The sequence below is a fragment of the Psychromonas sp. KJ10-2 genome (assembly GCF_047323255.1).
Classification (GTDB): Bacteria; Pseudomonadota; Gammaproteobacteria; order Enterobacterales; family Psychromonadaceae; genus Psychromonas.
Genome location: NZ_CP178827.1, coordinates 3,257,763 through 3,280,586 on the forward strand (window position 1 = coordinate 3,257,763; position 22,824 = coordinate 3,280,586).

A 22,824-nucleotide genomic window follows, 5' to 3' on the forward strand; every position below is an offset into this window, starting at 1 on the left:
AGACCTTATTTATGCTGGGATAAAAGTTTCAACGCCAAGTTTGTTTGTATTTTTATTTACAATGTCACTTGGACGAATCGATTCACGTAAGTTCATTTCAGACTCACCGCGGATAAACTTACCACGAATTGAGTTAGTATGGACTTCTGTGATTTCAACATCAACAAAACCACCGATAGAACGATGATCACCTTCAAAGTTTACGATACGATTATTTTCAGTACGGCCACATAGCTCCATAATATTTTTACGAGAAGGGCCTTCGACTAAAATTCGCTGTACAGAACCAACCATACGACGACCAATTAATTGCGAATGTTGGTGAATACGATCTTGTAAGATAGCTAAGCGTTTCTTTTTCGTCTCTAAATCTACATCGTCAGGCATATCTGCAGCGGGTGTGCCAGGGCGTTGGCTGTAGATGAAGCTGTAACTTGTATCAAAACCAATATGGTTAATTAAATCCATAGTCTCTTGGAAGTCTTGGTCAGTTTCATTGGGGAAACCAACAATGAAGTCAGAGCTTATGGTTAAGTTTGGGCGTACAGCTTTTAATGCCGCAATTTTTTCTTTGTATTGCGCTACATTATGACCACGTTTCATTAGGTTTAATATGCGGTCTGCGCCAGCTTGTACAGGCAGGTGTAAAAAATCAACTAGTTCAGGTGTGTCACGATAAACATCAATAATCTCATCGGTAAAGTCGATTGGGTTACTGGTTGTGTAACGTAAACGGTCGATACCATCGATAGAAGCTACATAGCGTAATAATTCAGGGAAAGTACACTCGTCTCCATCGTGCATTTCGCCAATGTAAGAGTTTACGTTTTGACCTAATAGGTTAATTTCACGTACGCCTTGTTCAGCAAGCTGTGCCACTTCTAATAAAATATCATCTAATGGGCGGCTAACTTCTTCACCACGTGTATAAGGTACAACACAGAAAGTACAGTACTTAGAACAACCTTCCATAATAGACACAAAGGCTGTTGCACCTTCTGCTTTTGGCTCTGGCATAGAATCAAATTTTTCAATTTCAGGGAAACTAACATCAACCACAGTGCCTTTATTGTCTTGCACTTCTTGGATCATTTTTGGTAGGCGATGTAATGTTTGTGGGCCAAATACGATATCCACATAAGGAGCACGGCGACGAATCGCTTTACCTTCCTGTGATGCCACACAACCACCGACACCAATCACGATGTTAGGATTTTTGTCTTTTAGTTTTTTCCAACGGCCAAGCTGATGGAATACTTTTTCCTGTGCTTTTTCACGGATAGAACAAGTATTTAATAAAATTACGTCCGCATCTTCTGCTTCATCAACGGAAGTGTAACCGTTACTTGCATTTAAAAGGTCCGCCATTTTTGATGAATCGTACTCATTCATCTGACAACCCCATGTTTTAACGTGTAATTTCATGCTCATATCTACTGCCTATTATGCTGACTAAATTAGTGTGTTTCTTAAAACGAGGTCGCATTTTACGCACTTCAAAGCAATCATGCTACTGTTTGTTTGCTAGCATTACGTTTAACGCGAATGTTATAAAAAACTTCTTTTTAAGCTATTAAAAAAACTAGGTTATTTTACCCAAATAGCAATCTTTTACGTACAATTACAGATTCTAGTGAAGAACAAGTTGAGGCATTGATGGCAAACACAGAAGTTATTATTGTAGGTGGTGGGATGGTAGGTGCGCTATCAGCTCTATTACTTGCACAACAAGGAAACACAGTTCACCTGATTGAAAAGTCTGTTTTTCAGATGCCAACTCATGACGACCCCGTTGATTTACGCGTTTCTGCATTTAGTGCTCAGAGTAAACTATTACTAGAACAAGCTGATGTTTGGAAAGATATTCCCGCAGATCGCCTATGTCCTTACAAGGGCTTACAAACCTGGGAGAAAGGCAGTCAGAAACTGGTTTTCTCTAGTGATGATATTGGTGCTGAGCAATTGGGCTATATTGCTGAAAACCGTTGGATTCAAGCCGTATTATGGCAAGCATTACAAGCTTTAACTAACGTTTATATATATCAAGAAACGCAAGTTATAACCATTCAGCAAGATGCAAAACAGGTGTCTGTTACGCTGCAAAACCAACAAGTCATTGAAGCTGAATTATTATTAGCTTGTGATGGTGCCAATTCTGCAGTGCGTAATCATTTACAAATGCCGATGACCAGTTGGGATTATCGTCATCATTGTTTATTAATTAATATCACTACCGACAGTGCTCAGCAAGATATTACCCGGCAAGAGTTTAGAGAAACAGGGCCTTGTGCTTTTTTGCCTTTAGCTGGCCATCATGCAAGCTTAGTCTGGTACCACAGCCCACAAAAAATTAAACATTTACAAAGCCTTAATAACCTACAGTTAAAGCAAGCTATTAAAGATGAATTTCCTGCTTTAGACTTTGAGTTTGAAGTGGATGCTAAGGGCGGCTTCCCATTAACACGTCGTCATGCACAACATTATTATCAAGGCCGAGTTGCGTTATTGGGAGATGCTGCGCATACCATTAACCCATTAGCAGGGCAGGGCGTTAATTTAGGTTTTAAAGATGTGCAATGTTTGGTGGAATTATTAACTGAATGTAGTGATTTAGGGATACCTGAAATATTGAAACGTTATCAATGTAAACGTAAGCCAGCCAATTTATTGATGCAAACGGGCATGGATATATTTTATAAAGTGAGCAAGTCAGAATCAAATGTAGTGCGTGTATTGAGAAAAGGCTTTCTAGGGGCTGCTCAGCAATCTGGACAATTGAAAACACGTGTGATGCGTTATGCGATGGGCATTAATTAAATCGGCGTATAGAGTATTAATAACCTTCTAAGCTAAGGTAATTAGCCTAGAAGGTTGAATGCTTTTAAAGTCCTTAGAAAGAAGTACGGCGGTAATCGCGGTATTGAGGTAGCCAGAAGTTAGCCTCTAAACGACGGTGCATATTCTCGTTAGTCACAGGTAATGCAAGGTTATCTTCTATTGCTTGCAATGCAACGGCACAGGCAATTTTCTCACTGATTTTCTGAATCACTTTTAATGGTGGTAATAAAGCGCCAGGCGCTTTGTCATATTCCATTGAAGCGTCAGCTAATGCTTGGCTTGCGACCATTAACATATTGTCACTAATACCTGTCGCACGTGCTGCTAATACACCTAAACCAATACCAGGGAAAATGTAACTGTTATTACATTGTGACACTTCAAAAGACTCATCGTTGTAAACAGTGTTCGGGAAAGGACTACCTGTTGCAATAATCGCTTTACCCTTACTCCAGTTAGTGATCTCTTGTGGTGTCGCTTCAACGCGAGAGGTTGGGTTAGACAGCGGTAATACAATTGGATTCTCAGTGTTTTCACATAAAGCTTCAATCACATGTTGAGTGAATAGACCTTTCTGACCACTTACTCCAAATAATACAGTGATTTTAGCTTGTTTAACGACTTGCTCTAGCCCTAATTTTTGGCTCTTATCCCAGCTTTCAATATCAGTTTCTTTTTGTACAAGCGGCACTTGGAAAGGTTGTAACTCTGTCATGTTGTCTGTTAATAAACCATAACGGTCAACCATGAATACTTGTTTACGTGCTTGCTCTTCGGTCAAACCTTCACGCTGCATTTGACGGATAATATGCTCGGCAATACCACAACCCGCAGAGCCTGCACCTAAAAAGGCAATATTTTGTTCGCTGAGTTTTTGCCCTTTATTCAAACAAGCTGCGATTAATGTACCTACTGAAACGGCTGCTGTACCTTGAATATCATCGTTGAAACAGCATAATTGATCACGGTATTTATTTAATAAAGGAGTTGCATTGGTTTGTGCAAAATCTTCAAATTGTAATAACACTTCAGGCCAACGGCGTTTAACGGCTTGAATAAATAAGTCTACAAATTCGTTGTATTCTTCACCAGTGATACGCGGGTTACGCCATCCCATGTACATTGGATCTTCAAGTAGTTGCGTATTGTTAGTACCTACATCTAATAAAATAGGCAAACAGTGAGCAGGACTGATGCCACCACAAGCAGTGTAGAGTGCTAATTTACCAATAGGGATACCCATTCCACCGATGCCTTGGTCGCCTAACCCTAAGATTCGCTCACCATCTGTTACTACAATCACTTTTACATTTTGCTTAGTAGCATTTTGCAGCATATCATCAATTTTATGGCGCTCTGGATAAGAAATAAATAGACCACGTTTACGGCGGTAGATCTTTGAAAATTTCTCGCAGGCTTGACCAACTGTAGGGGTGTAAATCAGTGGCATTACTTCTTCGATATGTTGGTCGATAAGATGATGAAATAGCGTTTCATTGGTATCTTGAATATTACGTAAGTAAATGTGCTTATCTAAATCACTCGAGAAAGAAGATAACTGTTGGTATGCACGCAGTGATTGCTCTTCGATTGTTTCAATCGTGTGAGGTAATAACCCTGTTAGGTTAAAGTTATCACGCTCTTCTGATGAGAAAGCACTTCCTTTATTTAGCAGCGGCGCTTCTAGCAGCGCTGGACCAGCAAAGGGGATATATAAAGGACGTTTATTTGGCATCATAAATTTTCTCAGTAGATAAAAGCGTAGGGCGAAATGCTATTTAAGTGCATTGTGTAAAAGTTGTGTGGATCTTATAAAAATATTGTTACTTGATCATTAAATAACTTCATTTTTTGTTAGATTAATGCAAGTTTATCCTTTTTAAAGTGATCTTTTAGATAATCTATCAATAATCTTAACTTTTTCGACTCTGCTCCACCCGGAGGAAACACTGCATACACATCAATATCACTTAATTCGTAGTCTGCTAATACCTGTATCAAGCTGCCTTGTTTTAATTTTGGCTGGGCATCATAGTAAGGAATACGTCCAATACCGTGTCCGCCTTCAACAAAAGCAGTTCGAGCTGCTGCATTATTGGTGCTGACTTTACCACTTAGTTTTACCGTATAAGAACGTTTGCCTTTTTTCAGAGTGACAGAGTTACCTGCCAATTGATAAATAACCCACTGATGAGAAGCTAATTGTGCCGGTGTTTTAGGCTTTCCATGTTTGGCTATATAATCCGGCGAAGCATATAGGTTAGTGGTTAAACTAGATAACTTGGTGGCTTGTAATCCAGAGTCTGTTAATGCCGCGCCGCGAATAGCAATATCAAAGCCTTCTTTAATAATGTTAACCACTTCATCTCCTAGGCTTACCTCAAGTTGTATGCTTGGGTAATGTTGTGCAAAGGCGTTTAAAGCCGGCACAATCGCGTGTAAACCAACACTCATTGGGCAACTAATTTTAATCAGACCTGTTGGGTATTCTTTAAGATTTTCCATTTGTTGATTTGCAGCTAAAGCGGCTTCAACAATCACTTTACAGCGTTGATAATATTGTTCGCCCGCTTCGGTTAAGGCAATGCTTCGCGTGGAACGATTGAGTAATTTAATACCTAATTGTGTTTCGAGTTTTTTTAAATGATAGCTCACCACGGCACGTGATAACTTTAAATGCTTAGCTGCCGCACTTAAATTCCCTTGCTCAATGACTTGTGCAAAGACCACCATACTTTTTAATTGTTCAAATGAGAGTTCCATAAATCGATTACTTTAGTGAAGAGCATTAATTTCAATTGTATCAATTTTTAATACAATGATGTTAATAAAGCCTGCATTGTTTAGTTTTAGGGTGAGTCTATAATAACCACATCTGCTGCTGATACAGAGATTTTAATTAAAATGAGTAGCAACTTAATACATTCACAATTGAGGTTATTATGATGAACAAGAAAATTTTAATGGTTATTACATCTCACGATCAACTAGGTGATACAGGTAAAAAAACGGGTTTTTGGATTGAAGAGTTTGCTGCCCCTTATTACGTATTTAAAGATGCTGGTTTAGATATTACATTAGCTTCACCGTTAGGTGGTCAACCACCGATTGATCCATCAAGTGAGATGGATGACTTTATGACTGATGCGACTAAGCGTTTCGATAATGATCAAGAAACTAAAGAGCACTTAGCCAATACAGTCGCACTGTCTTCCGTTAATCAAGCGGATTTTGATGCTGTATTTTACCCTGGTGGTCACGGACCTTTATGGGATTTAGCAACAGATGCTACCTCAATTGCATTAATTGAATCGTTCTTAGCGGCAGATAAACCAGTTGGTGCAGTATGTCATGCTAGCGCTGTGTTATTAGATGTAAAAGATAGCAATGGTGAGTATGCTGTCAAAGGTAAAGCGGTTGCAGGTTTCACTAACAGTGAAGAAGATGCTGTTCAATTAACTGATATCGTTCCATTTTTAGTAGAAGACGAGTTAATTAAACGTGGTGCGGATTACCACAAAGCAGAGGACTGGAGTGCGTTTGCCGTGCAAGATGGTTTAATTATCTCTGGTCAAAACCCAGCTAGTTCAGAACTGGTGGCTGAGAAACTGTTAAAACAGCTAGATGCATAATCTACAACGTTAGCTAGATTTGTAAACCGCAGTGAAGTTATTCATTGCGGTTTTTTTATGCCGCTAAATTAATTATCGTTACTGACTGTGACACTTAATTCGCCACTCCCATCATCACTGACAAAGAAATTAATAGGCTGGCAGCAGACCTGACAATCTTCTATATATTCTTGATCAGTATCTGAGGGGTCTAATAGGATCACTATACTCTCTCCACAATAGGGACAGTGGATATTTTCTTCTTGTAGGGATGCCATCTTGTTTCTCCTGTTAATGCTTTATTTAATCATAATGTAATTTATCTTTTTGTTGTAATATCGAATTGTTTTTATAGTAATACCAATCACGTTAATTTATGGATCTTAACCAGGAAGGTAAATGATGAATATTGCGATATACCTATACGATAATGCCGAGGTGCTCGATTTCTCTGGTCCCTTTGAAGTGTTAAGCACTGCAAAGCGACTAGCGAACAAGAATTGGAATATCTTTTTAGTCTCTGAAAGCGATAACTTAGTACAAGCACGTGGTGGTTTTCCGGTAAAAGCGCATTATTCATTTGAGGATCACCCAAGTATTGATCTCTTGATTGTTGTTGGCGGTGTGCACACTGAAGAAGTAAAAAAAACCAAGGTCATCAACTGGGTTGCTAGCATTGCTAGTCAATCATCCAAGGTATTATCTGTTTGTACAGGTGCATTCCTGCTAGCTGAGGCAGGATTGTTAAATGGGTTGAAGGTGACAACGCATTGGGAAGATATTGATGACTTAAGAGATGCATACCCTTTATTGCAAGTGATAACTGGTCAGCGGTGGGTTGCACAAGGTAAATATATCACTTCCGGAGGCATATCTGCTGGTATTGATATGAGTTTGCAGTTAGTGTCTGAGTTGGACTCTTTACCTTTAGCTGAAAAAACGGCTCAGCAAATGGAATACCACTGGCAAAAAACACCACTTATTACTTAATCATCAAATAAGGTACGCAAATGGATATTGTAAATTACTTACCCGAACTACTATCGGTTACTGTTATTGCTATTTTTATGGCAATTAGTCCAGGTGCAGACTTTGTGATGATTACCCGTAATAGCTTATTTCATGGAAGGCAAAGCGGACTTTATTCAGCACTAGGGATAGGGTTAGCAATCTGGATACATGTTGCCTATTCTATTGCTGGTTTAGCGATTATTATCTCTAAATCTATTCTGTTATTTTCATTGATTAAATATCTCGGTGCGGCTTACCTGATCTATATCGGTTATAAAACCTTGACTGCTAAAAGCAAACTTAATGACCTACAACAAACTGATAATAAACCATTATCAAATTTTTCGGCGTTAAAATTAGGCTTTATTACTAATGCGTTAAATCCGAAAACGACTTTATTCTTCCTCAGTTTATTCACTCAAGTCGTTAACCCCTCTACGCCTGTTTCAATACAATTATTATATGGTCTGATTATTTGCTTAGCACATATTGTTTGGTTTTCAATGGTGTCTGTATTCTTTAGTCACCCAGCCTTGGTGAGTCAGTTTAATGTCCACAAACAAAAAATAGAAAAGGTCGTAGGCTCTGTGTTGATTGGTTTTGGCATAAAGGTAGCGATCACTAGTCAAGGTTAATTACCTTTCCTTGGAGTTAAATCAGCGCTATTTGAGCTGAAACCTTAGTGATGCATTTGACAGGATTAATCTTGTGAATGTATCACCCACCTTACTTTTTACCTTTGTTATTTTATATCATCCCCCATTACCTCAAATAATAACAATAACTTTCGAATCAAGTTGTTTTCGCATCAATAAATCTAATTCACTTATGCATGTAAATTTAAGGGATTGATATTAAAGTTAAATTATTTTTTCACTCTCAATGCGCTCACTAAGTACCTATTTTTATTTCGGTTATTTTTTAGTAAATATGTTGTTAAAAATATTTACTTAGCCTGCTAACTAATGTTAAGGTGCGCGCCTTTAGTTAGCAGGCTAAGTATATTTGGAGATGATGATGGATAAAGAAGTTCCTTTTTACGAAACGCTCGACTTAACCCTGATCGGTAGTATGGGGCGGGTAAACCGTTTATGCCGTGAAGCTGTGACTCACGCGGTTGAACCTTTAGGGTTAACGCAATCGCGTTGGACGACTTTGATGCATATAAAAATGTTATCAGAAGGGGTGACGCAGTTAGAGATTGCACATAGCTTATCTATTGAAATGCCATCTTTAACTCGTACATTAAAGCAGTTAGAAGAACAATCCTTGATTATTCGTTGTGTTGATGAGCAGGATAAACGTAGCAAAAAAATTTATTTCACTGAGCAAGGTCGCCAAATATTAAGCACCTTGCAAGAGGAGGTAGATGAGATAACGCAACAAATTTACAGTGGGTTAAATCAGCAACAGCTTGATGCCATGGCGCATACTTTAATTAAGTTAGAGCAAAATGCACAAACATCTATTAAACAGCAAGTGAAAAAGAAAGGTTAAGAAATGACACCAGAAGAAAAGTTTACACATTACGTTAGATATTCAGTCATTGGGTTTATCTGCGTATTTATCTATTACTTAATTGCTGATGTATTTTTACCTGTTACACCACAGGCGCGTGTATACCATTCAGTAGTACAAATTTCCCCACAAATTAGCGGACGAATTGTGAATGTTGCTGTTGATAATAACCAAATGGTAAAAGCTGGGGATACATTATTTGAGATTGATTCAGGACCTTATCAATTAGCGTTACATCAAGCACAGTTAACACTGGCTGATGCGCGTCTGCAGAACAAACGCTATGACAGTAATATCAAAGCAATCCAAGCTAAAATCGCTGCATCTAAGGCCACGCTTCATCAGCAAAAGCTATTGAAGGAGAGAGGCGAAAAGCTATTTAAGCAGAGAACCGTATCCCAACAGGATGTAGAAAGCTTGCTTGCTAATTATGAAGTGAGTAAGGCTAATCAGGCTGCCTTAGAAGCACAGTTATCAGAAGCAGTACTAGCACGTGGTGATAAGGGTGAAGATAATCTAGCGATTCGTCACGCTCTTAACCAAGTATCACAGGCTGAACTCAACTTATCTTATACTAAAGTAAGTGCCTTGAGTGATGGGGTTGTGACTAACCTACAATTATTAGATGGGGCTTATGCGACTACAGGACAACCATTATTAGCAGTGGTCTCTAAAAAAGCGGATTTAGTGGCAGACTTTAGAGAGAAGTCGTTGATGAATATGCATAAAAATTCCTTAGCTCGCGTAGTATTTGATAGCCGTCCCGGAGAAGTGTATGAAGCGAAGATAAGTAGTATTGAAGCAGGGGTGAGCAGTGGTCAATTAAGTGCGAATGGTTTACTGAGCACAACAGAGACTAGTACACGTTGGGTGAGAGATGCGCAGCGTCAGCGTCTTCACTTTACTGTACTTGGGGATAATCAATTCCTATCATTAATGCCAAGTGGTGCGCGTGCAACGGTGCAATTATTACCCGATAACCTTATTGGTCAGTGGTTTGGTGCGTTGCAAATTCGCTTAATTAGTTGGTTACATTACATCTATTAAGGGAGGCATTATGACACAAGAAATTAAAGCAAAGCCACCTGAGTTAGATGGGAATGGGTTACGTCAAGCATTAAGGGTTGCTGGTGGTTGTACTATTGGCTTTACTATTTGTAAGTTGATGGAATGGCCTTACGGGATCTTTTTCACGGTTTATCCAATGTTGATACTTGGTTTGGTCCCAACCATCAGCAAAAGTGTGATCGGGCAGTTTTTTGGCTCATCTATATACTGTGCTTTTGTTGTATTAGTGTTGCAAGGGCTGTTCTCTCACTTACCGATAGTGATGACCGGACTCGCTTTTTTAAGTTTTTGTGTGCTGTTTTTTGTAATGAGTAATGGCCGGGCTTTTTATTTGGCGCATTGGGCGTAGTGAGTCTGTCGATTCAACTACATTATTCTAGCTATGCTGATCAAACAAGCAGCATTTATCCATTAATTGTCAGTAATATAATAGCTATTGCATTAACCGTGTTGATAGGGTTAATGATGCATGTTATTTTTCCTGATGTCAGCCCTCGTGCGGCGAGGAGTCTACCGAGTAAAAGTAAAGAGAGTATTCGTCACGAAGTTTTATTATGTTCAAGTGTGGCTACATTATCATTTGTTGCTTTTCAAATATTTGATTTAAATGATTCTATTTCTGCACAGGCCTCATCAGTTTTAATCCTTTTTTCTCTGTGTTGGAATGCGGTTGGAACGGCAAGTTGGCGAAGAGCAATAGGGACTTTTATTGGTTGTAATATCGCCATAGCGTCGCAATTGCTTTTATATAATCACGCTGATGTTTTATTATTTTCTGTTTTTATATTATGGATGTTATCTTTTATCTTTGCTCGTTTTCATATTGTAGGAGGCGGGGCACCAGGTGTTGGTTTTGGTGTGTTAACGACTTTTGGTATTTTATTTGGTCAGTATTTAGGGCCAGACAAGACATTTTTTTACAGCTCTCTATACCGTTTCAGCTCTGTTTCAGTGGCTATCGTAATGAGTTTAAGTGCTGTTTATATTATGCATCTTATCCTGAATCGTTTTAGCGTTACACGCCACCATACCTACCTATAAATTTCAGGGACAGATCATGGTATTAATTATTTTTAATCATGGCACTGTATTGAACTATATTGAGTAAAAACCATGAAAAACATAATTATTATTCTGATCTTTTTGGCCTTTGGTTTATACCAATGGATAAGCCAAAAGAGTAAAAACAATAGTACTGCACAACATAAAAAAGAGAATGCTGAACTTACCGTCAAAACGGATTTGAGTGATGATATTGAAACAGCCTTTCAAGCTAAAAAACGTGAAACCCAAGTAACAGGAAGTGGTATCGTTGTTAAGTTATTAAAGGATGACAACGAAGGATCTCGCCATCAAAAGTTCATTTTAAGGCTAACCTCTGGTCAAACTATCTTATTTGCTCATAATATCGACCTAGCGCCGCGTATTAATACTATTGCTCGTGGTGACCGTATTGAGTTTTATGGGCAATATGAATGGAATGCACAGGGGGAGTGGTACATTGGACACATAAAGATCCTAAAGGAAAACACCTGGCTGGTTGGTTAAAGCATAAAGGCGAAATATACCAATAAATTCGTCGTGTTTACTCTATGGGTTCTCAGGTAAAATAGCCTTTAATTGTTAATGTAGGAGGTGAAATGTCGAGTATTTCTGGTAGCTGTTTATGTGGTAAAGTTTATTTTGAAAGTGACAATAACTTTAATGAGTTTCATTTATGCCATTGTATTCAATGCCAAAAAGTAACTGGCTCAGCGCATGCGGCTAATATTTTCACTCAGCCTAGCAACATTAAATGGCTTAGTGGTGAAAGCCTAGTTAAGCGTTTTGATGTCCCTGGGCGAGCAATTTCAACTGCATTTTGTGAAGAATGTGGCGCTCCCGTTCCTTACCTTTCCCGTAATAAAAAAGATTTAATCATTCCTGTGGGTTGCCTTAATGGCGTACCTAATATCACACCTCAAGATAATATTTTTTGTTCAGAAAAAGCCGAGTGGTATGAGCAAGGCCTTAAGGCTAAATCCTTCGATAAATTCCCTGATTGATAGTCACTCATCGTTTCATTAAATTCTATGACGGGTCTAAAAAGACTTATATTTTGTAGATACACCAATCACACTAATTAACCAAGTTAAACTTCGAAAGGCTCTAATTACGCTTTAAAATAAGCTATTTTTCCTACGCAAATTTTAGCGCTCTTATTTATTGTAATTAGTATTAGCCCCTTTTCTCAACGGTCTCAATTTTTATAATTCCCTATTTGTTAATGATAATTATTATTAAATGTGTTGAATTTTTTAGTTATTTGTTGATAATGATTCCTATTACTTTATTGTTGATTGAGTGAGGGAATCAATGCATAGCTGGGAAATTTTAACTAAACGCGCAAATAAAGCTTATTCAAGCAATGACTTCTCCGATGCAGTGTTTTTAAACCAACAAGCACTAAGCATGTTAGAAACCACTTTCCATGATAACTTTTTGCTTGATGCTGAATCCTATATATCAGCGGCTGCAGTGAGCTTCTTGAATCTTGCTGATGCCTATAACGCATTAAATAATTCATTATTAGCAAATAGCCAATATGAGAACGCCATTAACTTTTTACAGGCGGTGCTTTCTCGTGCAGATGTTGACGATCGACACTATTGTTTAGTGATGCACACGGTCACCCGTATTCGCTGTGAATGGGAAATGTTTAATGAACAACAAGCTCAACAGCAATCTATACAAGATCAAAAGTCGTTCAGCACATTTGTGAACCATGTGCCTTATGCTGAACATATCACCCACCACTAACTCTCTGCCTCTATAGAGGTCTTTTATGTTTACCAAAAAGGAAGTAAAGATGAAAAAACTAGTAAAAAGCTCAGTGGCGTTAAGTGCACTTATGGCTGTTAGCCAAGTCGCACAAGCTCACCCTGGACACGATCATTCTCATTGGGCAAGTCACTCTATTCATTTATTAACAGTGCTTGCTGTTGTAGCGGTTGTTGTCGTTGGTGTCGCTTATAAAAAAAGTCGTGGTAAAAACACAGCAAAAAAAGGAGAGCAGGCATGATTCATCGTCTTATTAAATCTATCGATAAAGCCGTTAACTTTAAAACAGTAAAAGCACACTGTGATATTCCATGTAAAATTTATGATCCAGCAACAGCACAACTTGCTGCATTAAGCTGTGTACGCTTAATGGACCTAATTAAAGAAGTAGAAGATAAAGGTACGTTAGGTGTCGCTGATTATGCTCAAGTAGCGCGTTTAGTAAGTGAAAAAGAGTCTGCAAGTACAGAAGTGAAGGAAGCCATTCGTATCATCTGGGGTGATTACTTTAAAGCACCTCAGTTTGAACAACTACCTAATGCGCATCAACTAACGCATAGCATTATGTTACAAGCTTCAAAATGTAAGCAAAGCATTGCCCGTGAAGAAGGCGAAAAATTAGTTGAGCTAGTTAATGAATTTGCTGCTGCATTCTGGTTAACAAAAGGTGTGCAAACTTACACGGCAGCTTGCCCTTACCCACCTGCATTACCAGTTGTTTACCCGGATCTAAAAGGGTAAATATGTTGCACTTTATTAAGTGGACAGAATAATGCTCAGCGTGGTTAAAGTTAAAGGTATGAGCATGGCTCCTCGTTTAGTAGACGGGGACTATGTGTTTGTTAGTCGTTTTCACAGACGGTTAAAGGTAGGTCACCTTGTAGTGGTTAACCACGCTACTTATCAATCTATTATTAAACGAGTTGAAAAAATTAACGCTAATGGCTCTTTATGGTTAACCGGTGAGAATGACTCCAGTGTTCAGCCTGAAGAAATGGGCTGGGTGCCTCGTGCCCGAGTATTAGGTAAAGTTATTTTCTGTGTGTGCGCTACCCCTAAAAAATAAAAGCATCGCTTATTAAACCCTTATCTGCTTTTATTCTTCACAATCTTTGTAATTATTCTGCTAAATATTAGATTTAATTCAGTAAGTTGATCATTTATTTGATGTAATTGCTATAATCATAGTTATATTATTTGTAATAAAGAAATCCAGCAGATCAACAAGTAGAACGATGATAGGTGACAAGCTAGATCGTATTGATTCACTCTATAGAAAAGAAAAGCGATCTTTAGATTGCTCAAGGAAAAGTAATCAATCACAATGCACGACTATTGGCTTTTTGATAAATAAGAGCCTCTTTATTCGATATAATCGATACCCTCTAAACAACTATAAATGGATGACATAGTGAAAAAGAATTTTACAAGGTTATTAATCTCAGGGATTTTGATGTTAACACCGGCATTAGCTGCTGCCGAACAAGAAAAATTAACAATTTATACCTATAGCTCATTTGCTTCTGAATGGGGACCAGGCCCAAAGATTGAAGCATCATTTGAAGCCTTTTGTGATTGTGATTTAGAGTTTATTGCCTTAGATGATGGTGTGACCATTCTTAACCGTCTTCGCCTAGAAGGTGATAGTAGTGAAGCTGACATTTTACTGGGTTTAGATGATAGCTTGATGGCAACCGCCAAAAAAACAGGTTTATTAGCAAAACATAATATTGATTTGATGCCTGTAAATGTTGAAGACGGCTGGAAGGACGATACCTTTGTTCCTTTTGATTACGGTTATTTTGCCTTTATTTACAACAGCGAAACATTAAAAAATCCTCCTAAGAGTATGAAAGAGTTAGTGGAAGAGCGAGATGATCTGAAAGTGATTTATCAAGATCCACGTACCTCTACCCCTGGTTCAGGTTTAATGCTGTGGATGAAAACAATTTATGGTGACCAAGCGCCAGAGGCTTGGAAAAAGCTAGCTGAAAAAACCGTAACAGTAACCAAAGGCTGGTCTGAATCCTATAGCATGTTCTTAAAAGGTGAAGCAGACATGGTACTGTCGTACACCACTTCTCCGGCGTACCATATGATTGCCGAAGGTAAGCAACAATATGTTGCTGCTAGTTTTAGTGAAGGTCATTACCGTCAAGTGGAAGTGGCTGCTATTGTCAAAAATAGCAAACACAAGCAACTAGCCACTACCTTTATGAACTTTATGTTAAGTGATGCTTTCCAGTCTGAGATCCCTACAGGGAACTGGATGTATCCGGTGACTAATGTGTTATTACCTAATGAATTCGAAGAGCTTACTTTGCCGGTTAAAATGCTAACCTGTGATAGTAATGAAGTAGATAAATACCGTAAAGCATGGACTAGAGAGTGGTTAACTTCTCTAACGGATTAATCGCCTAACAAAAGGTGTGAGAGTGATAATTAAGCAAATTAAAAAAGTTCAGATTCCTGGGTTATTGCTCTCACTTGGCATTTTTGTGTTTGTATCGATGGCAGTGGGGACGCTATTAACCCATTCATCAGATCTAGATATGAGTGTAGTCTGGTCAGACCCTTACTATCAGCACATTACTAAATTCAGTTTATATCAGGCATTTTTGTCTACTCTGTTAAGTGTGCTGCTGGCTATTCCTATTAGTCATGCGCTCTCTAGACGTTCATTTTGGGGGAAAAGCTTTTTATTAAAGCTGTTAGCCACTACCTTAGTATTACCCGTGCTTGTCGCTGTTTTTGGTTTGCTTGCTATCTATGGTAACAGTGGTTTGATTGCTAACCTGTTTGCTTACTTTGAGATGAAATTACCCTTTTCTATTTTTGGGTTAAATGGCATTTTATTAGCGCATGTCTTTTTTAACCTTCCCTTTGCTTGCCGTCTTTTTTTACAAGGCTTAAGCTCGATTCCAGAGCAGCAGCATCAGTTAGCCAGTCATCTTGGTTTAAAACATTGGAATAAGTTTCGGTTTGTTGAGTGGCCTTATATTGCAGGGCAAATTCCTCACACAGCAGGGTTAATCTTTATGCTGTGTTTTACTAGCTTTGCCACTGTCATGGCATTAGGTGGTGGACCCAAATCGACCACTATTGAACTCGCTATCTATCAAGCAATTAAATTTGATTTTGATTTACAGGCAGGTGCTTTACTAGCGTTATGGCAAATCTGTTTATGTGCTATTTTAGCTATCTTAATTCAAAAGGTAGCGCGTCCGGCTTTATTAACAACCAACTTTCAAGGTACCGATAATACCTTCCCTCATGACACGCTCTTGTCTAAGTGTTGGGATCTCTTTTGGATAGCAATGATCACCCTATTAGTGGTTCCTCCTTTAGCTATGGTAGTGTTCTCTGGTATTAATCATAAATTATGGATGGTGTTTAACGACCTTGGTTTTTGGATGGCATTTAAGAACTCAATTGTGATTGCGGCTTTTGCTGGGATGATTGCGGTTATTTTTGCCTTCTTTATTCTGTTAGCCAGTCGCCAATGGCGTTTAGTAGGGTTAAACAATAGAGCTGATAAAGTAGAGATGTTAGCCACGATTATTTTAGTGACTCCAGGGTTGGTTATTAGCACGGGGTTGTTTTTACTATTACGAGAGTTCTCAAGTTTGTCTTCTCTCTCCTTATATATTGTGATTGCTGTGAATGCCTTGATGGCATTACCTTTTACACTTAAAAGTTTAGCTGTGCCTATGTTACAAAATGCACAAAAATACGAATTACTGTGCAATAGTTTAGGTATCTTTTCATTACATCGTATTTATTGGGTGGAGTGGAAATCATTAAAAAGGCCTATCTTGCAGGCTATGTCTCTGAGTTTTGTTTTATCCATTGGTGATTTAAGTGCGATAGCGCTATTTGGTAGCCATTCTTTTAGCACTTTACCTTTATATCTATTTCAACTTCTTGGGAGTTATCAGTTAGAATCTGCTGCCGTTGTTTCCTTGGTTTTATTATTATTAAGTGTGGGGACTTTTATGGTCATCGAAAGCCTATTTAAAGAAACACAACCCCATATAAAAAGAGCAAAGCATGATTGATTTTTCGCAGGTCCAATATCACTATCAACAACAAAACTTTACCTTTGACTTACAAGTTGAAGAAGGCAGTATCGTTGCTATATTAGGCCCAAGCGGTGCCGGGAAAAGTACTTTATTGAACTTGTTGACGGGTTTTATTACCCCGAGCAAAGGGGATATTAAGATCCATGGAAAGTCGGTATTAAACCGTGCTCCACATCAACGTCCTTTGTCTATTTTATTTCAAAATAATAACCTATTTAGCCACTTGTCTGCCTTTGATAATATTGGGCTAGGTTTACACCCTGGGTTAAAGCTCAATGATAAACATAAGAAGCGTTTGCAAACTGCTGCATTACAAGTAGGAGTGGAGGATTTGTTAGACCGTCTGCCATCGCAGTTGTCTGGTGGTGAGCAACAACGTGTTGCATTAGCGCGCTGTTTTGTTCAACACAAGCCTATATTATTATTAGATGAACCATTTTCAGCGTTAGACCCTGTATTACGTGTTTCTATGTTAGAGCATGTTAAATCTTTAGCTGACTCTGAAGGCGTGACCATCTTAATGGTGACACACCATATTAGTGATGCTCGTGCAGTCGCATCTGATTTTATATTTGTTGACCAAGGTAAAGCGCTCGCAGTAGATAACATTGCCAACCTAACGACTCAGCACGCAAATCAACGTCTAAGATACTTTTTAAGTGCGGAAGAAAACCAATAAACAGTATCTTTTATTAAAGATCATGACTGTTTTGACGTATGACTATTTTCCTTGGAATTAACTCAACACCAGTTTGATAGCGTTTTGCTGATGCATTCAGTGCGAGCGCTAATGCACTGTCTGCAATTAACTCAAACTGTTGTGGTAGGGAGTTTATCTTTATTGGTAGAAAGTCTAACAAACGATTATCACCAAATGTGCCTAGCTTCAGTTTATCCATTAGTGCAGGTTGCTCAATTAACACATCCAAAATACCTTCCAATAAAGTATAGGAGGTGACAATAATGGCATCTGGTAGTTTATTTTCGGCTATCCACGCACTAAAAATCGCTTTTCCCGACTCACTATTAAAATTGTCTCCATAATCACTAATGGCGATTAAACCTTGTTCTTTTACTTGGGCTTCAAAGCCAGCATGACGTTGTCGAGAAATATTAAGATTAGGCAGAGCACCGATTAAACCAACAGATTTAACCTGATCGGAAATTAAAGACGCAGTTAGTTCATAAGCACCATCAAAATCTTCACTGATCACACAACTAAAATGTTCATCATCTAAAGCGCGGTCAATGGCAATGATCGGCGTACCTTGTTGCTGGATAGGCAGGTAGTAATCACTGCTATCGGTTAATGAGCTAGCTACAAATAGCGCATCAATACGGCGGCTTAATAAAGCTTTAACCAAGTTTCTTTCGGTTTCTGGATCATCATCCGAACAGCCTATTAATATTTGATAGCCCGCTTGACGTGAGTTTGACTCTAGTAACTTAGCAAGTTTGGTATAACTGTTGTTTTCAAGATCTGGAATAATTAAACCAAAAGAACGACTACTTCCAGCACGTAATGATGAAGCGGCATGGTCAGGACTATAATTATGCTCATTAACCACAGCCATCACTTTTAATTGGGTCTTTTCACTAATGCGGTACTTTTTTGCTTTACCGTTAATAACATAACTTGCAGTGGTTTTTGATACACCGGCTAACTGTGCAATTTTATCTAATGTCATGCTGAAAGATCCTTTTTTGTCGATAAGATCATATTAATGACGATCTCTTTTACTTATAGGTTGCATTATAAGCTGAATCGATTCACTATTAAAGCTGAAACGATTCAGTATCGTTATTAGCCTAATAAATACTCATAGGTATTCTTTTAAAAGTGGCTAAATAGAGTGGCTGAATTTTTTTGACTTAATTGCTGAATCGATTCAGTTGTTAAAGTTAAAGGCTAATTTTTATTAATAAAGAGGTTTAGGTTGATGCTGAAACTAACCAACGATGACATCACAATGGCACAAGCCGCAAAAGATAAAATAGCGGCGATTACCACAATTGCAGAACAACTAAATGAGCGAGGTTTAGTCACCAGTGAATATGTGACTGGCATGTTTAATCGCGAATTACAAAATTCGACCTACTTAGGCAATGGTATTGCTATTCCTCACGGTACAACAGATACACGTGATTTGGTTAATGAAACTGGAGTAGTCATTCATCACTTTCCTGATGGGGTGAACTGGGGGGATAACAATCTCGTCTATGTGGCGATTGGTATTGCCGCTAAGTCAGATGAGCATTTAGGTATTTTAAAGCAGTTAACTAAAGTCTTGTCTGTGGATGGCGTTGAAGAGAAGTTAAAAGCAGCAACCACTGAACAAGACATTATCACGCTATTAAATGGTGATGTGCAATTTGAAGCGGATTTTAACCAGCAGCTGATGCAATTAAATTTCCCTGCGACGGATATGATTCAAATGGCCGCCGTAGCGGGTGGTTGTTTAAAAAATCAAGACTGCGTAGCGCAACAATTTGTTGCTGAATTAGTCGTTAAAGCACCTACGCATTTAGGTAATGGCTTAAGGTTGATTAGTGGTGACAAAGCAGTGAATCGTTCTGCGATGGCATTTGTAACTACCAGTGAACATTGTGAGTTTAATGGGGAAGTGGTGAAGGGGCTGATTGTGATTGCCGCTTGTAATGATACTCATCATGGTTTTCTTAAGACTCTTAGCCATTGCATATTCGAACAACAACAAGGTGAGTTGCTGATTGCTTCTAAAGATAAATTAATTGCTTACTTTACCAATCATGAAGAAGACGACATAAGCAGTGACTCAGCTTTAACAGAGACATTTAGAATTAATAATACGCATGGTTTACACGCAAGGCCGAGTGCAATGTTAGTGGCAACTATTAAGCCATTTAGCGCCAACATTATGGTTAAAAACCTCGATGGAGAAGATAAAACAGTGAATGCTAAAAGCTTAATGAAAGTGATCGGCTTAGGCGTTAAGTATGGCGATCGATTACAGTTTATTGCTGATGGTGACGATGCGAAACAAGCGCTTGCTGCGATTAGTGAAGCCATTGTTTCTGGGTTGAGTGAGGGATAAAAATGAGAGATATAAATAATAAAGTAGTCACTATCACTTTAAACCCTGCATTAGACCTCACCGGCAGTGTTGGAAAGTTGAATTTAGGCTCAGTCAATTTAGCAGAGGAAGGTTCCTTGCATGCGGCAGGTAAAGGGGTAAATGTTGCGAGAGTACTTTCTGACTTAGGGGCGGAGGTAACAGTAACAGGCTTTTTAGGGCGAGATAACGATGCACTATTCAGTACACTTTTTCTGATATGAGTGCTGATGATCAATTTATTCGCGTGGACGGTGCAACACGAATCAACGTGAAGCTAGTTGAAGAAAATGGCCAAGTCAGCGATATCAACTTCCCTGGTGTACATGTTTCTGAACAAGCGATTAAAGCCTTTGAATCTAAGTTGTGGGCATTAGCTGAAACACATCAGTTTTTTGTACTCGCTGGAAGCCTTCCAACAGGTATTACGCCTGAATTGTGTGCAAGTTGGATTAAAAAACTACATGAAATGGGCAAAAAAGTCATTTTTGATAGTAGCCGTGCTGCGTTAGTCGCTGGCTTAACTGCACAGCCTTGGTTAATTAAACCTAATGATGAAGAGTTATCTGAACTCGTTGGAACAAAACTGACTTCCGCACAGGCTTGCCAGCAAGCTGCAGAGGGTTTAGCTGCGAAAGGGATCGATAATGTGGTGCTCTCATTGGGCGAAAAAGGCGTGATCTGGCTAGCTAAAGATCAGCAACAGCAAACTCAATGGTATTTCTCTCAACCACCTAAAATGACAGTAGTTAGTACTGTGGGCGCTGGAGATACCTTAGTTGCTGGCTTATGTTGGGGCCACTTGCAAGGCTGGCAAGCTGAACAAATTTTATCCTTTGCCACTGCACTTTCAGCATTAGCTGTATCGCAGGTTGGTGTGGGTGTTGAGAGTCTCGAAAGCGTTACTGAATTACAACAAAAAGTAACGCTGAATAACCTTTTTTAATCGTTTTAGAAATTGAGTGAAGGATTGATTATGAAAAATATAGTGATGGTCACTGCCTGCCCAAGCGGTGTTGCAAATAGCATTATTGCCGCTGGTTTATTGAAAAAAGCAGTACAAACCTTAAACCTAGAAGCCGTTATTGAGTGCCAATCAAGTGTATTACCAGTGGATACGTTAACTGAGCAACAAATTGCAGATGCTGATGCGGTATTGATTGTGAGTAATGGTGCAGTCGATAACAGCCGTTTTGTTGGTAAAAAAGTATATCAAGGTGATATCTCTGAATGTACTAGCGACCCAAAAGTGTGGTTAGAAACAGCGTTAACTAAACTAACCGTATTAGATGCAACACAAGTGACTGAGGTATCTTTATCTAAAGCTTCTGAAGCTGGTAATGAAAAGCATATTGTTGCTATTACTGCTTGCCCAACTGGGGTTGCGCATACTTTTATGGCGGCGGAAGCATTAGAAGCGGAAGCTGAACGTCAAGGTTATACCATCAAAGTGGAAACTCGTGGCTCAGTGGGAGCAAAAAATCAATTAACCGATCAAGATATTAGTGCTGCTGATTTAGTGATTATTGCTGCTGATATTGAAGTGTCATTAGATCGTTTTAATGGCAAACGCTTATATAAAACCAGTACAGGCCTTGCGTTAAAGAAAACCCAACAAGAAATTGACAAAGCCTTTGCTGAAGCGAGTATTTATCAAGGAACTGGAAAAATAAATAGCGATCCTAGTGAAGAGAAAAGGGCGCTTATAAGCACCTTATGACGGGTGTATCACATATGTTACCCGTGGTGATTGCAGGTGGTTTATTAATTGCCTTGTCCTTTGTTTTTGGTATTGAAGCCTTTAAAGAGGAGGGCACCTTAGCGGCCACCTTAATGGATATCGGTGGTGGTGCGGCCTTTGCGTTAATGATTCCAGTTTTAGCAGGATTCATTGCCTTTTCTATTGCAGACCGACCTGGGTTAGCCCCTGGTTTAATTGGCGGTATGTTAGCGAGTCAATTAGGTGCTGGTTTCCTTGGGGGGATTGCCGCTGGTTTTATTGCGGGTTACGCAGCTAAGTTTATTGCTGACAAAGTATCACTACCGCAATCCATGGAAGCATTAAAACCTATTTTAATTATTCCGTTTTTAGCGAGTTTAGTGACCGGTCTAGTGATGATCTACATTGTAGGTGGTCCGGTGGCAGCAATTATGGCGGCATTAACAGAGTTTCTAACCAATATGGGATCAACCAATGCCGTGTTACTCGGAATAGTGTTAGGTTGTATGATGTGTTTTGACCTTGGTGGTCCAGTTAATAAAGCGGCATATACCTTTGGTGTTGGTTTACTAGCATCTCAATCATACGGGCCAATGGCTGCGATCATGGCGGCAGGTATGGTACCTGCATTAGGCATGGGCTTAGCGACTTTCTTAGCTAAACAAAAGTTTATTGCAACAGAGCAGGAAGCGGGTAAAGCCTCTTTTGTATTAGGCTTATGTTTTATCTCTGAAGGTGCGATTCCATTTGCAGCAAAAGATCCAATGCGTGTCATTCCAAGTTGTATGTTAGGTGGTGCAATCACAGGTGGTTTATCTATGTTATTTGGTGCGCAGTTATTAGCACCTCATGGTGGATTGTTTGTTCTGCTTATTCCAAACGCAATTACGCCGGTATTAATGTACCTAGTTGCAATTGCAGCCGGGACGCTAGTGACTGGTTTCACTTACGCTTTCTTAAAAAATAAAGCAGATGTACAAGCAGCTAGCGCTTAAGTATGACCGCTATAAACTAGATTGCTAAAACTAAAAAGGGGATAACGATTTAATCGTTATCCCCTTTTT

24 protein-coding genes and 2 pseudogenes are annotated in these 22,824 nt (G+C 38.9%); 21 read left to right on the forward strand and 5 right to left on the reverse strand.

The annotated features are described in order from the left end of the window. Positions 1 to 9 precede the first annotated feature (9 nt). Positions 10 to 1,431 (reverse strand): tRNA (N6-isopentenyl adenosine(37)-C2)-methylthiotransferase MiaB, encoded by a 1,422-nt coding sequence (gene miaB, locus ACLKL2_RS15915; RefSeq protein WP_113820320.1) that lies wholly within the window; start codon positions 1,429 to 1,431, stop codon positions 10 to 12. 225 nt (positions 1,432 to 1,656) lie between these two features. Here miaB and ACLKL2_RS15920 point away from each other — a divergent pair, with 225 nt between their 5' ends. Beyond that, the gene (locus ACLKL2_RS15920; RefSeq protein WP_413692442.1) at positions 1,657 to 2,817 is read left to right on the forward strand and encodes an FAD-dependent monooxygenase; all 1,161 of its coding nucleotides are present in this window, start codon (positions 1,657 to 1,659) and stop codon (positions 2,815 to 2,817) included. Between the two features lie 73 nt (positions 2,818 to 2,890). Here ACLKL2_RS15920 and ACLKL2_RS15925 read toward each other — a convergent pair whose 3' ends face one another. Together ACLKL2_RS15925 and ACLKL2_RS15930 are read right to left on the reverse strand one after the other, a co-directional pair. After that, positions 2,891 to 4,576 (reverse strand): NAD-dependent malic enzyme, encoded by a 1,686-nt coding sequence (locus ACLKL2_RS15925; RefSeq protein WP_220149717.1) that lies wholly within the window; start codon positions 4,574 to 4,576, stop codon positions 2,891 to 2,893. Between the two features lie 116 nt (positions 4,577 to 4,692). Beyond that, positions 4,693 to 5,601 carry a LysR family transcriptional regulator gene (locus ACLKL2_RS15930; RefSeq protein ID WP_113820322.1) on the reverse strand — a complete coding sequence of 303 codons (909 nt, stop codon included), beginning with the start codon at positions 5,599 to 5,601 and terminating at the stop codon, positions 4,693 to 4,695. A 182-nt stretch (positions 5,602 to 5,783) separates the two neighbouring features. On the opposite strand from ACLKL2_RS15930, the gene ACLKL2_RS15935 reads away from it, so the two are divergent. Beyond that, positions 5,784 to 6,470, forward strand: a complete 687-nt coding sequence (locus ACLKL2_RS15935) for a type 1 glutamine amidotransferase domain-containing protein (protein WP_220149718.1) — start codon at positions 5,784 to 5,786, stop codon at positions 6,468 to 6,470. Between the two features lie 68 nt (positions 6,471 to 6,538). On the opposite strand, the gene ACLKL2_RS15940 is transcribed toward ACLKL2_RS15935, so the two are convergent. After that, complete coding sequence (locus tag ACLKL2_RS15940; protein ID WP_113820324.1) at positions 6,539 to 6,727, reverse strand: CPXCG motif-containing cysteine-rich protein; 189 nt, start codon at positions 6,725 to 6,727, stop codon at positions 6,539 to 6,541. Between the two features lie 124 nt (positions 6,728 to 6,851). Between ACLKL2_RS15940 and ACLKL2_RS15945 the strand changes: the two genes are divergently transcribed. From ACLKL2_RS15945 to thiQ, 14 genes and pseudogenes are all read left to right on the forward strand, one after another. Then, entirely contained in the window at positions 6,852 to 7,439 is a 588-nt protein-coding gene (locus ACLKL2_RS15945; RefSeq protein ID WP_413694346.1) for a DJ-1/PfpI family protein, read from the forward strand. 20 nt (positions 7,440 to 7,459) lie between these two features. Beyond that, positions 7,460 to 8,095 (forward strand): LysE family translocator, encoded by a 636-nt coding sequence (locus ACLKL2_RS15950; protein WP_113820325.1) that lies wholly within the window; start codon positions 7,460 to 7,462, stop codon positions 8,093 to 8,095. Positions 8,096 to 8,477: 382 nt separating this feature from the next. Continuing rightward, on the forward strand, positions 8,478 to 8,957 hold the full coding sequence (locus tag ACLKL2_RS15955; protein WP_113820326.1) for a MarR family transcriptional regulator: 480 nt from the start codon (positions 8,478 to 8,480) through the stop codon (positions 8,955 to 8,957). Between the two features lie 3 nt (positions 8,958 to 8,960). Next, positions 8,961 to 10,025 carry an HlyD family secretion protein gene (locus ACLKL2_RS15960; RefSeq protein ID WP_413692443.1) on the forward strand — a complete coding sequence of 355 codons (1,065 nt, stop codon included), beginning with the start codon at positions 8,961 to 8,963 and terminating at the stop codon, positions 10,023 to 10,025. Between the two features lie 10 nt (positions 10,026 to 10,035). Next, positions 10,036 to 11,087 (forward strand): annotated as a pseudogene (locus ACLKL2_RS15965) (DUF2955 domain-containing protein). Between the two features lie 72 nt (positions 11,088 to 11,159). Further along, positions 11,160 to 11,620: pseudogene (locus ACLKL2_RS15970) on the forward strand (DUF3465 domain-containing protein). A gap of 66 nt (positions 11,621 to 11,686) precedes the next feature. Next, entirely contained in the window at positions 11,687 to 12,091 is a 405-nt protein-coding gene (locus ACLKL2_RS15975; protein ID WP_113820330.1) for a GFA family protein, read from the forward strand. A 310-nt stretch (positions 12,092 to 12,401) separates the two neighbouring features. Next, positions 12,402 to 12,845, forward strand: coding sequence for a hypothetical protein (locus ACLKL2_RS15980; RefSeq protein WP_413692444.1), 444 nt, complete (start codon positions 12,402 to 12,404; stop codon positions 12,843 to 12,845). 49 nt (positions 12,846 to 12,894) lie between these two features. Beyond that, positions 12,895 to 13,107, forward strand: a complete 213-nt coding sequence (locus ACLKL2_RS15985; protein ID WP_413692445.1) for a hypothetical protein — start codon at positions 12,895 to 12,897, stop codon at positions 13,105 to 13,107. Beyond that, positions 13,104 to 13,607 carry a superoxide dismutase, Ni gene (sodN, locus tag ACLKL2_RS15990; protein ID WP_113820333.1) on the forward strand — a complete coding sequence of 168 codons (504 nt, stop codon included), beginning with the start codon at positions 13,104 to 13,106 and terminating at the stop codon, positions 13,605 to 13,607. Before ACLKL2_RS15985 ends, sodN begins: the two co-directional genes overlap by 4 nt. A 31-nt stretch (positions 13,608 to 13,638) precedes the next feature. Further along, positions 13,639 to 13,932 carry a nickel-type superoxide dismutase maturation protease gene (sodX, locus tag ACLKL2_RS15995; protein ID WP_413692446.1) on the forward strand — a complete coding sequence of 98 codons (294 nt, stop codon included), beginning with the start codon at positions 13,639 to 13,641 and terminating at the stop codon, positions 13,930 to 13,932. 345 nt (positions 13,933 to 14,277) lie between these two features. After that, positions 14,278 to 15,279: a thiamine ABC transporter substrate binding subunit gene (thiB, locus tag ACLKL2_RS16000; RefSeq protein WP_413692447.1), complete on the forward strand. Its 1,002-nt coding sequence runs from the start codon at positions 14,278 to 14,280 to the stop codon at positions 15,277 to 15,279. A gap of 22 nt (positions 15,280 to 15,301) precedes the next feature. Next, positions 15,302 to 16,924, forward strand: coding sequence for a thiamine/thiamine pyrophosphate ABC transporter permease (thiP, locus tag ACLKL2_RS16005; protein WP_413692448.1), 1,623 nt, complete (start codon positions 15,302 to 15,304; stop codon positions 16,922 to 16,924). Then, positions 16,917 to 17,627 (forward strand): thiamine ABC transporter ATP-binding protein, encoded by a 711-nt coding sequence (gene thiQ / locus ACLKL2_RS16010; protein WP_413692449.1) that lies wholly within the window; start codon positions 16,917 to 16,919, stop codon positions 17,625 to 17,627. Before thiP ends, thiQ begins: the two co-directional genes overlap by 8 nt. Before the next feature lie 13 nt (positions 17,628 to 17,640). On the opposite strand, the gene cra is transcribed toward thiQ, so the two are convergent. Then, positions 17,641 to 18,636, reverse strand: coding sequence for a catabolite repressor/activator (gene cra, locus ACLKL2_RS16015; protein WP_413692450.1), 996 nt, complete (start codon positions 18,634 to 18,636; stop codon positions 17,641 to 17,643). 252 nt (positions 18,637 to 18,888) lie between these two features. Here cra and fruB point away from each other — a divergent pair, with 252 nt between their 5' ends. From fruB to ACLKL2_RS16040, 5 genes are read left to right on the forward strand one after another with little or no spacing between them, the layout of a single operon-like run. Continuing rightward, the gene (fruB, locus tag ACLKL2_RS16020; RefSeq protein WP_413692451.1) at positions 18,889 to 20,022 is read left to right on the forward strand and encodes a fused PTS fructose transporter subunit IIA/HPr protein; all 1,134 of its coding nucleotides are present in this window, start codon (positions 18,889 to 18,891) and stop codon (positions 20,020 to 20,022) included. A 2-nt stretch (positions 20,023 to 20,024) separates the two neighbouring features. Continuing rightward, positions 20,025 to 20,264 (forward strand): PfkB family carbohydrate kinase, encoded by a 240-nt coding sequence (locus tag ACLKL2_RS16025; protein ID WP_413692452.1) that lies wholly within the window; start codon positions 20,025 to 20,027, stop codon positions 20,262 to 20,264. Next, positions 20,261 to 20,986: a 1-phosphofructokinase gene (locus tag ACLKL2_RS16030; RefSeq protein WP_413692453.1), complete on the forward strand. Its 726-nt coding sequence runs from the start codon at positions 20,261 to 20,263 to the stop codon at positions 20,984 to 20,986. The genes ACLKL2_RS16025 and ACLKL2_RS16030 overlap by 4 nt, the downstream gene beginning before the upstream one ends. A 30-nt stretch (positions 20,987 to 21,016) precedes the next feature. Further along, a complete protein-coding gene (locus ACLKL2_RS16035; protein ID WP_413692454.1) occupies positions 21,017 to 21,760 on the forward strand; it encodes a PTS fructose-like transporter subunit IIB in 744 nt (247 codons plus the stop codon). After that, entirely contained in the window at positions 21,757 to 22,755 is a 999-nt protein-coding gene (locus ACLKL2_RS16040) for a fructose-specific PTS transporter subunit EIIC (protein ID WP_413692455.1), read from the forward strand. Before ACLKL2_RS16035 ends, ACLKL2_RS16040 begins: the two co-directional genes overlap by 4 nt. Positions 22,756 to 22,824: the final 69 nt, after the last annotated feature.

What these genes read in the sequence shown, in the direction of transcription:
- miaB (WP_113820320.1), bottom strand. Translation starts at nt 1,431, where the DNA reads ATGAGCATGAAATTACACGTTAAAACATGGGGTTGTCAGATGAATGAG.
- ACLKL2_RS15920 (WP_413692442.1), top strand. Translation starts at nt 1,657, where the DNA reads ATGGCAAACACAGAAGTTATTATTGTAGGTGGTGGGATGGTAGGTGCG.
- ACLKL2_RS15925 (WP_220149717.1), bottom strand. Translation starts at nt 4,576, where the DNA reads ATGATGCCAAATAAACGTCCTTTATATATCCCCTTTGCTGGTCCAGCG.
- ACLKL2_RS15930 (WP_113820322.1), bottom strand. Translation starts at nt 5,601, where the DNA reads ATGGAACTCTCATTTGAACAATTAAAAAGTATGGTGGTCTTTGCACAA.
- ACLKL2_RS15935 (WP_220149718.1), top strand. Translation starts at nt 5,784, where the DNA reads ATGAACAAGAAAATTTTAATGGTTATTACATCTCACGATCAACTAGGT.
- ACLKL2_RS15940 (WP_113820324.1), bottom strand. Translation starts at nt 6,727, where the DNA reads ATGGCATCCCTACAAGAAGAAAATATCCACTGTCCCTATTGTGGAGAG.
- ACLKL2_RS15945 (WP_413694346.1), top strand. Translation starts at nt 6,852, where the DNA reads ATGAATATTGCGATATACCTATACGATAATGCCGAGGTGCTCGATTTC.
- ACLKL2_RS15950 (WP_113820325.1), top strand. Translation starts at nt 7,460, where the DNA reads ATGGATATTGTAAATTACTTACCCGAACTACTATCGGTTACTGTTATT.
- ACLKL2_RS15955 (WP_113820326.1), top strand. Translation starts at nt 8,478, where the DNA reads ATGGATAAAGAAGTTCCTTTTTACGAAACGCTCGACTTAACCCTGATC.
- ACLKL2_RS15960 (WP_413692443.1), top strand. Translation starts at nt 8,961, where the DNA reads ATGACACCAGAAGAAAAGTTTACACATTACGTTAGATATTCAGTCATT.
- ACLKL2_RS15975 (WP_113820330.1), top strand. Translation starts at nt 11,687, where the DNA reads ATGTCGAGTATTTCTGGTAGCTGTTTATGTGGTAAAGTTTATTTTGAA.
- ACLKL2_RS15980 (WP_413692444.1), top strand. Translation starts at nt 12,402, where the DNA reads ATGCATAGCTGGGAAATTTTAACTAAACGCGCAAATAAAGCTTATTCA.
- ACLKL2_RS15985 (WP_413692445.1), top strand. Translation starts at nt 12,895, where the DNA reads ATGAAAAAACTAGTAAAAAGCTCAGTGGCGTTAAGTGCACTTATGGCT.
- sodN (WP_113820333.1), top strand. Translation starts at nt 13,104, where the DNA reads ATGATTCATCGTCTTATTAAATCTATCGATAAAGCCGTTAACTTTAAA.
- sodX (WP_413692446.1), top strand. Translation starts at nt 13,639, where the DNA reads ATGCTCAGCGTGGTTAAAGTTAAAGGTATGAGCATGGCTCCTCGTTTA.
- thiQ (WP_413692449.1), top strand. Translation starts at nt 16,917, where the DNA reads ATGATTGATTTTTCGCAGGTCCAATATCACTATCAACAACAAAACTTT.
- cra (WP_413692450.1), bottom strand. Translation starts at nt 18,636, where the DNA reads ATGACATTAGATAAAATTGCACAGTTAGCCGGTGTATCAAAAACCACT.
- fruB (WP_413692451.1), top strand. Translation starts at nt 18,889, where the DNA reads ATGCTGAAACTAACCAACGATGACATCACAATGGCACAAGCCGCAAAA.
- ACLKL2_RS16025 (WP_413692452.1), top strand. Translation starts at nt 20,025, where the DNA reads ATGAGAGATATAAATAATAAAGTAGTCACTATCACTTTAAACCCTGCA.
- ACLKL2_RS16030 (WP_413692453.1), top strand. Translation starts at nt 20,261, where the DNA reads ATGAGTGCTGATGATCAATTTATTCGCGTGGACGGTGCAACACGAATC.
- ACLKL2_RS16035 (WP_413692454.1), top strand. Translation starts at nt 21,017, where the DNA reads ATGAAAAATATAGTGATGGTCACTGCCTGCCCAAGCGGTGTTGCAAAT.
- ACLKL2_RS16040 (WP_413692455.1), top strand. Translation starts at nt 21,757, where the DNA reads ATGACGGGTGTATCACATATGTTACCCGTGGTGATTGCAGGTGGTTTA.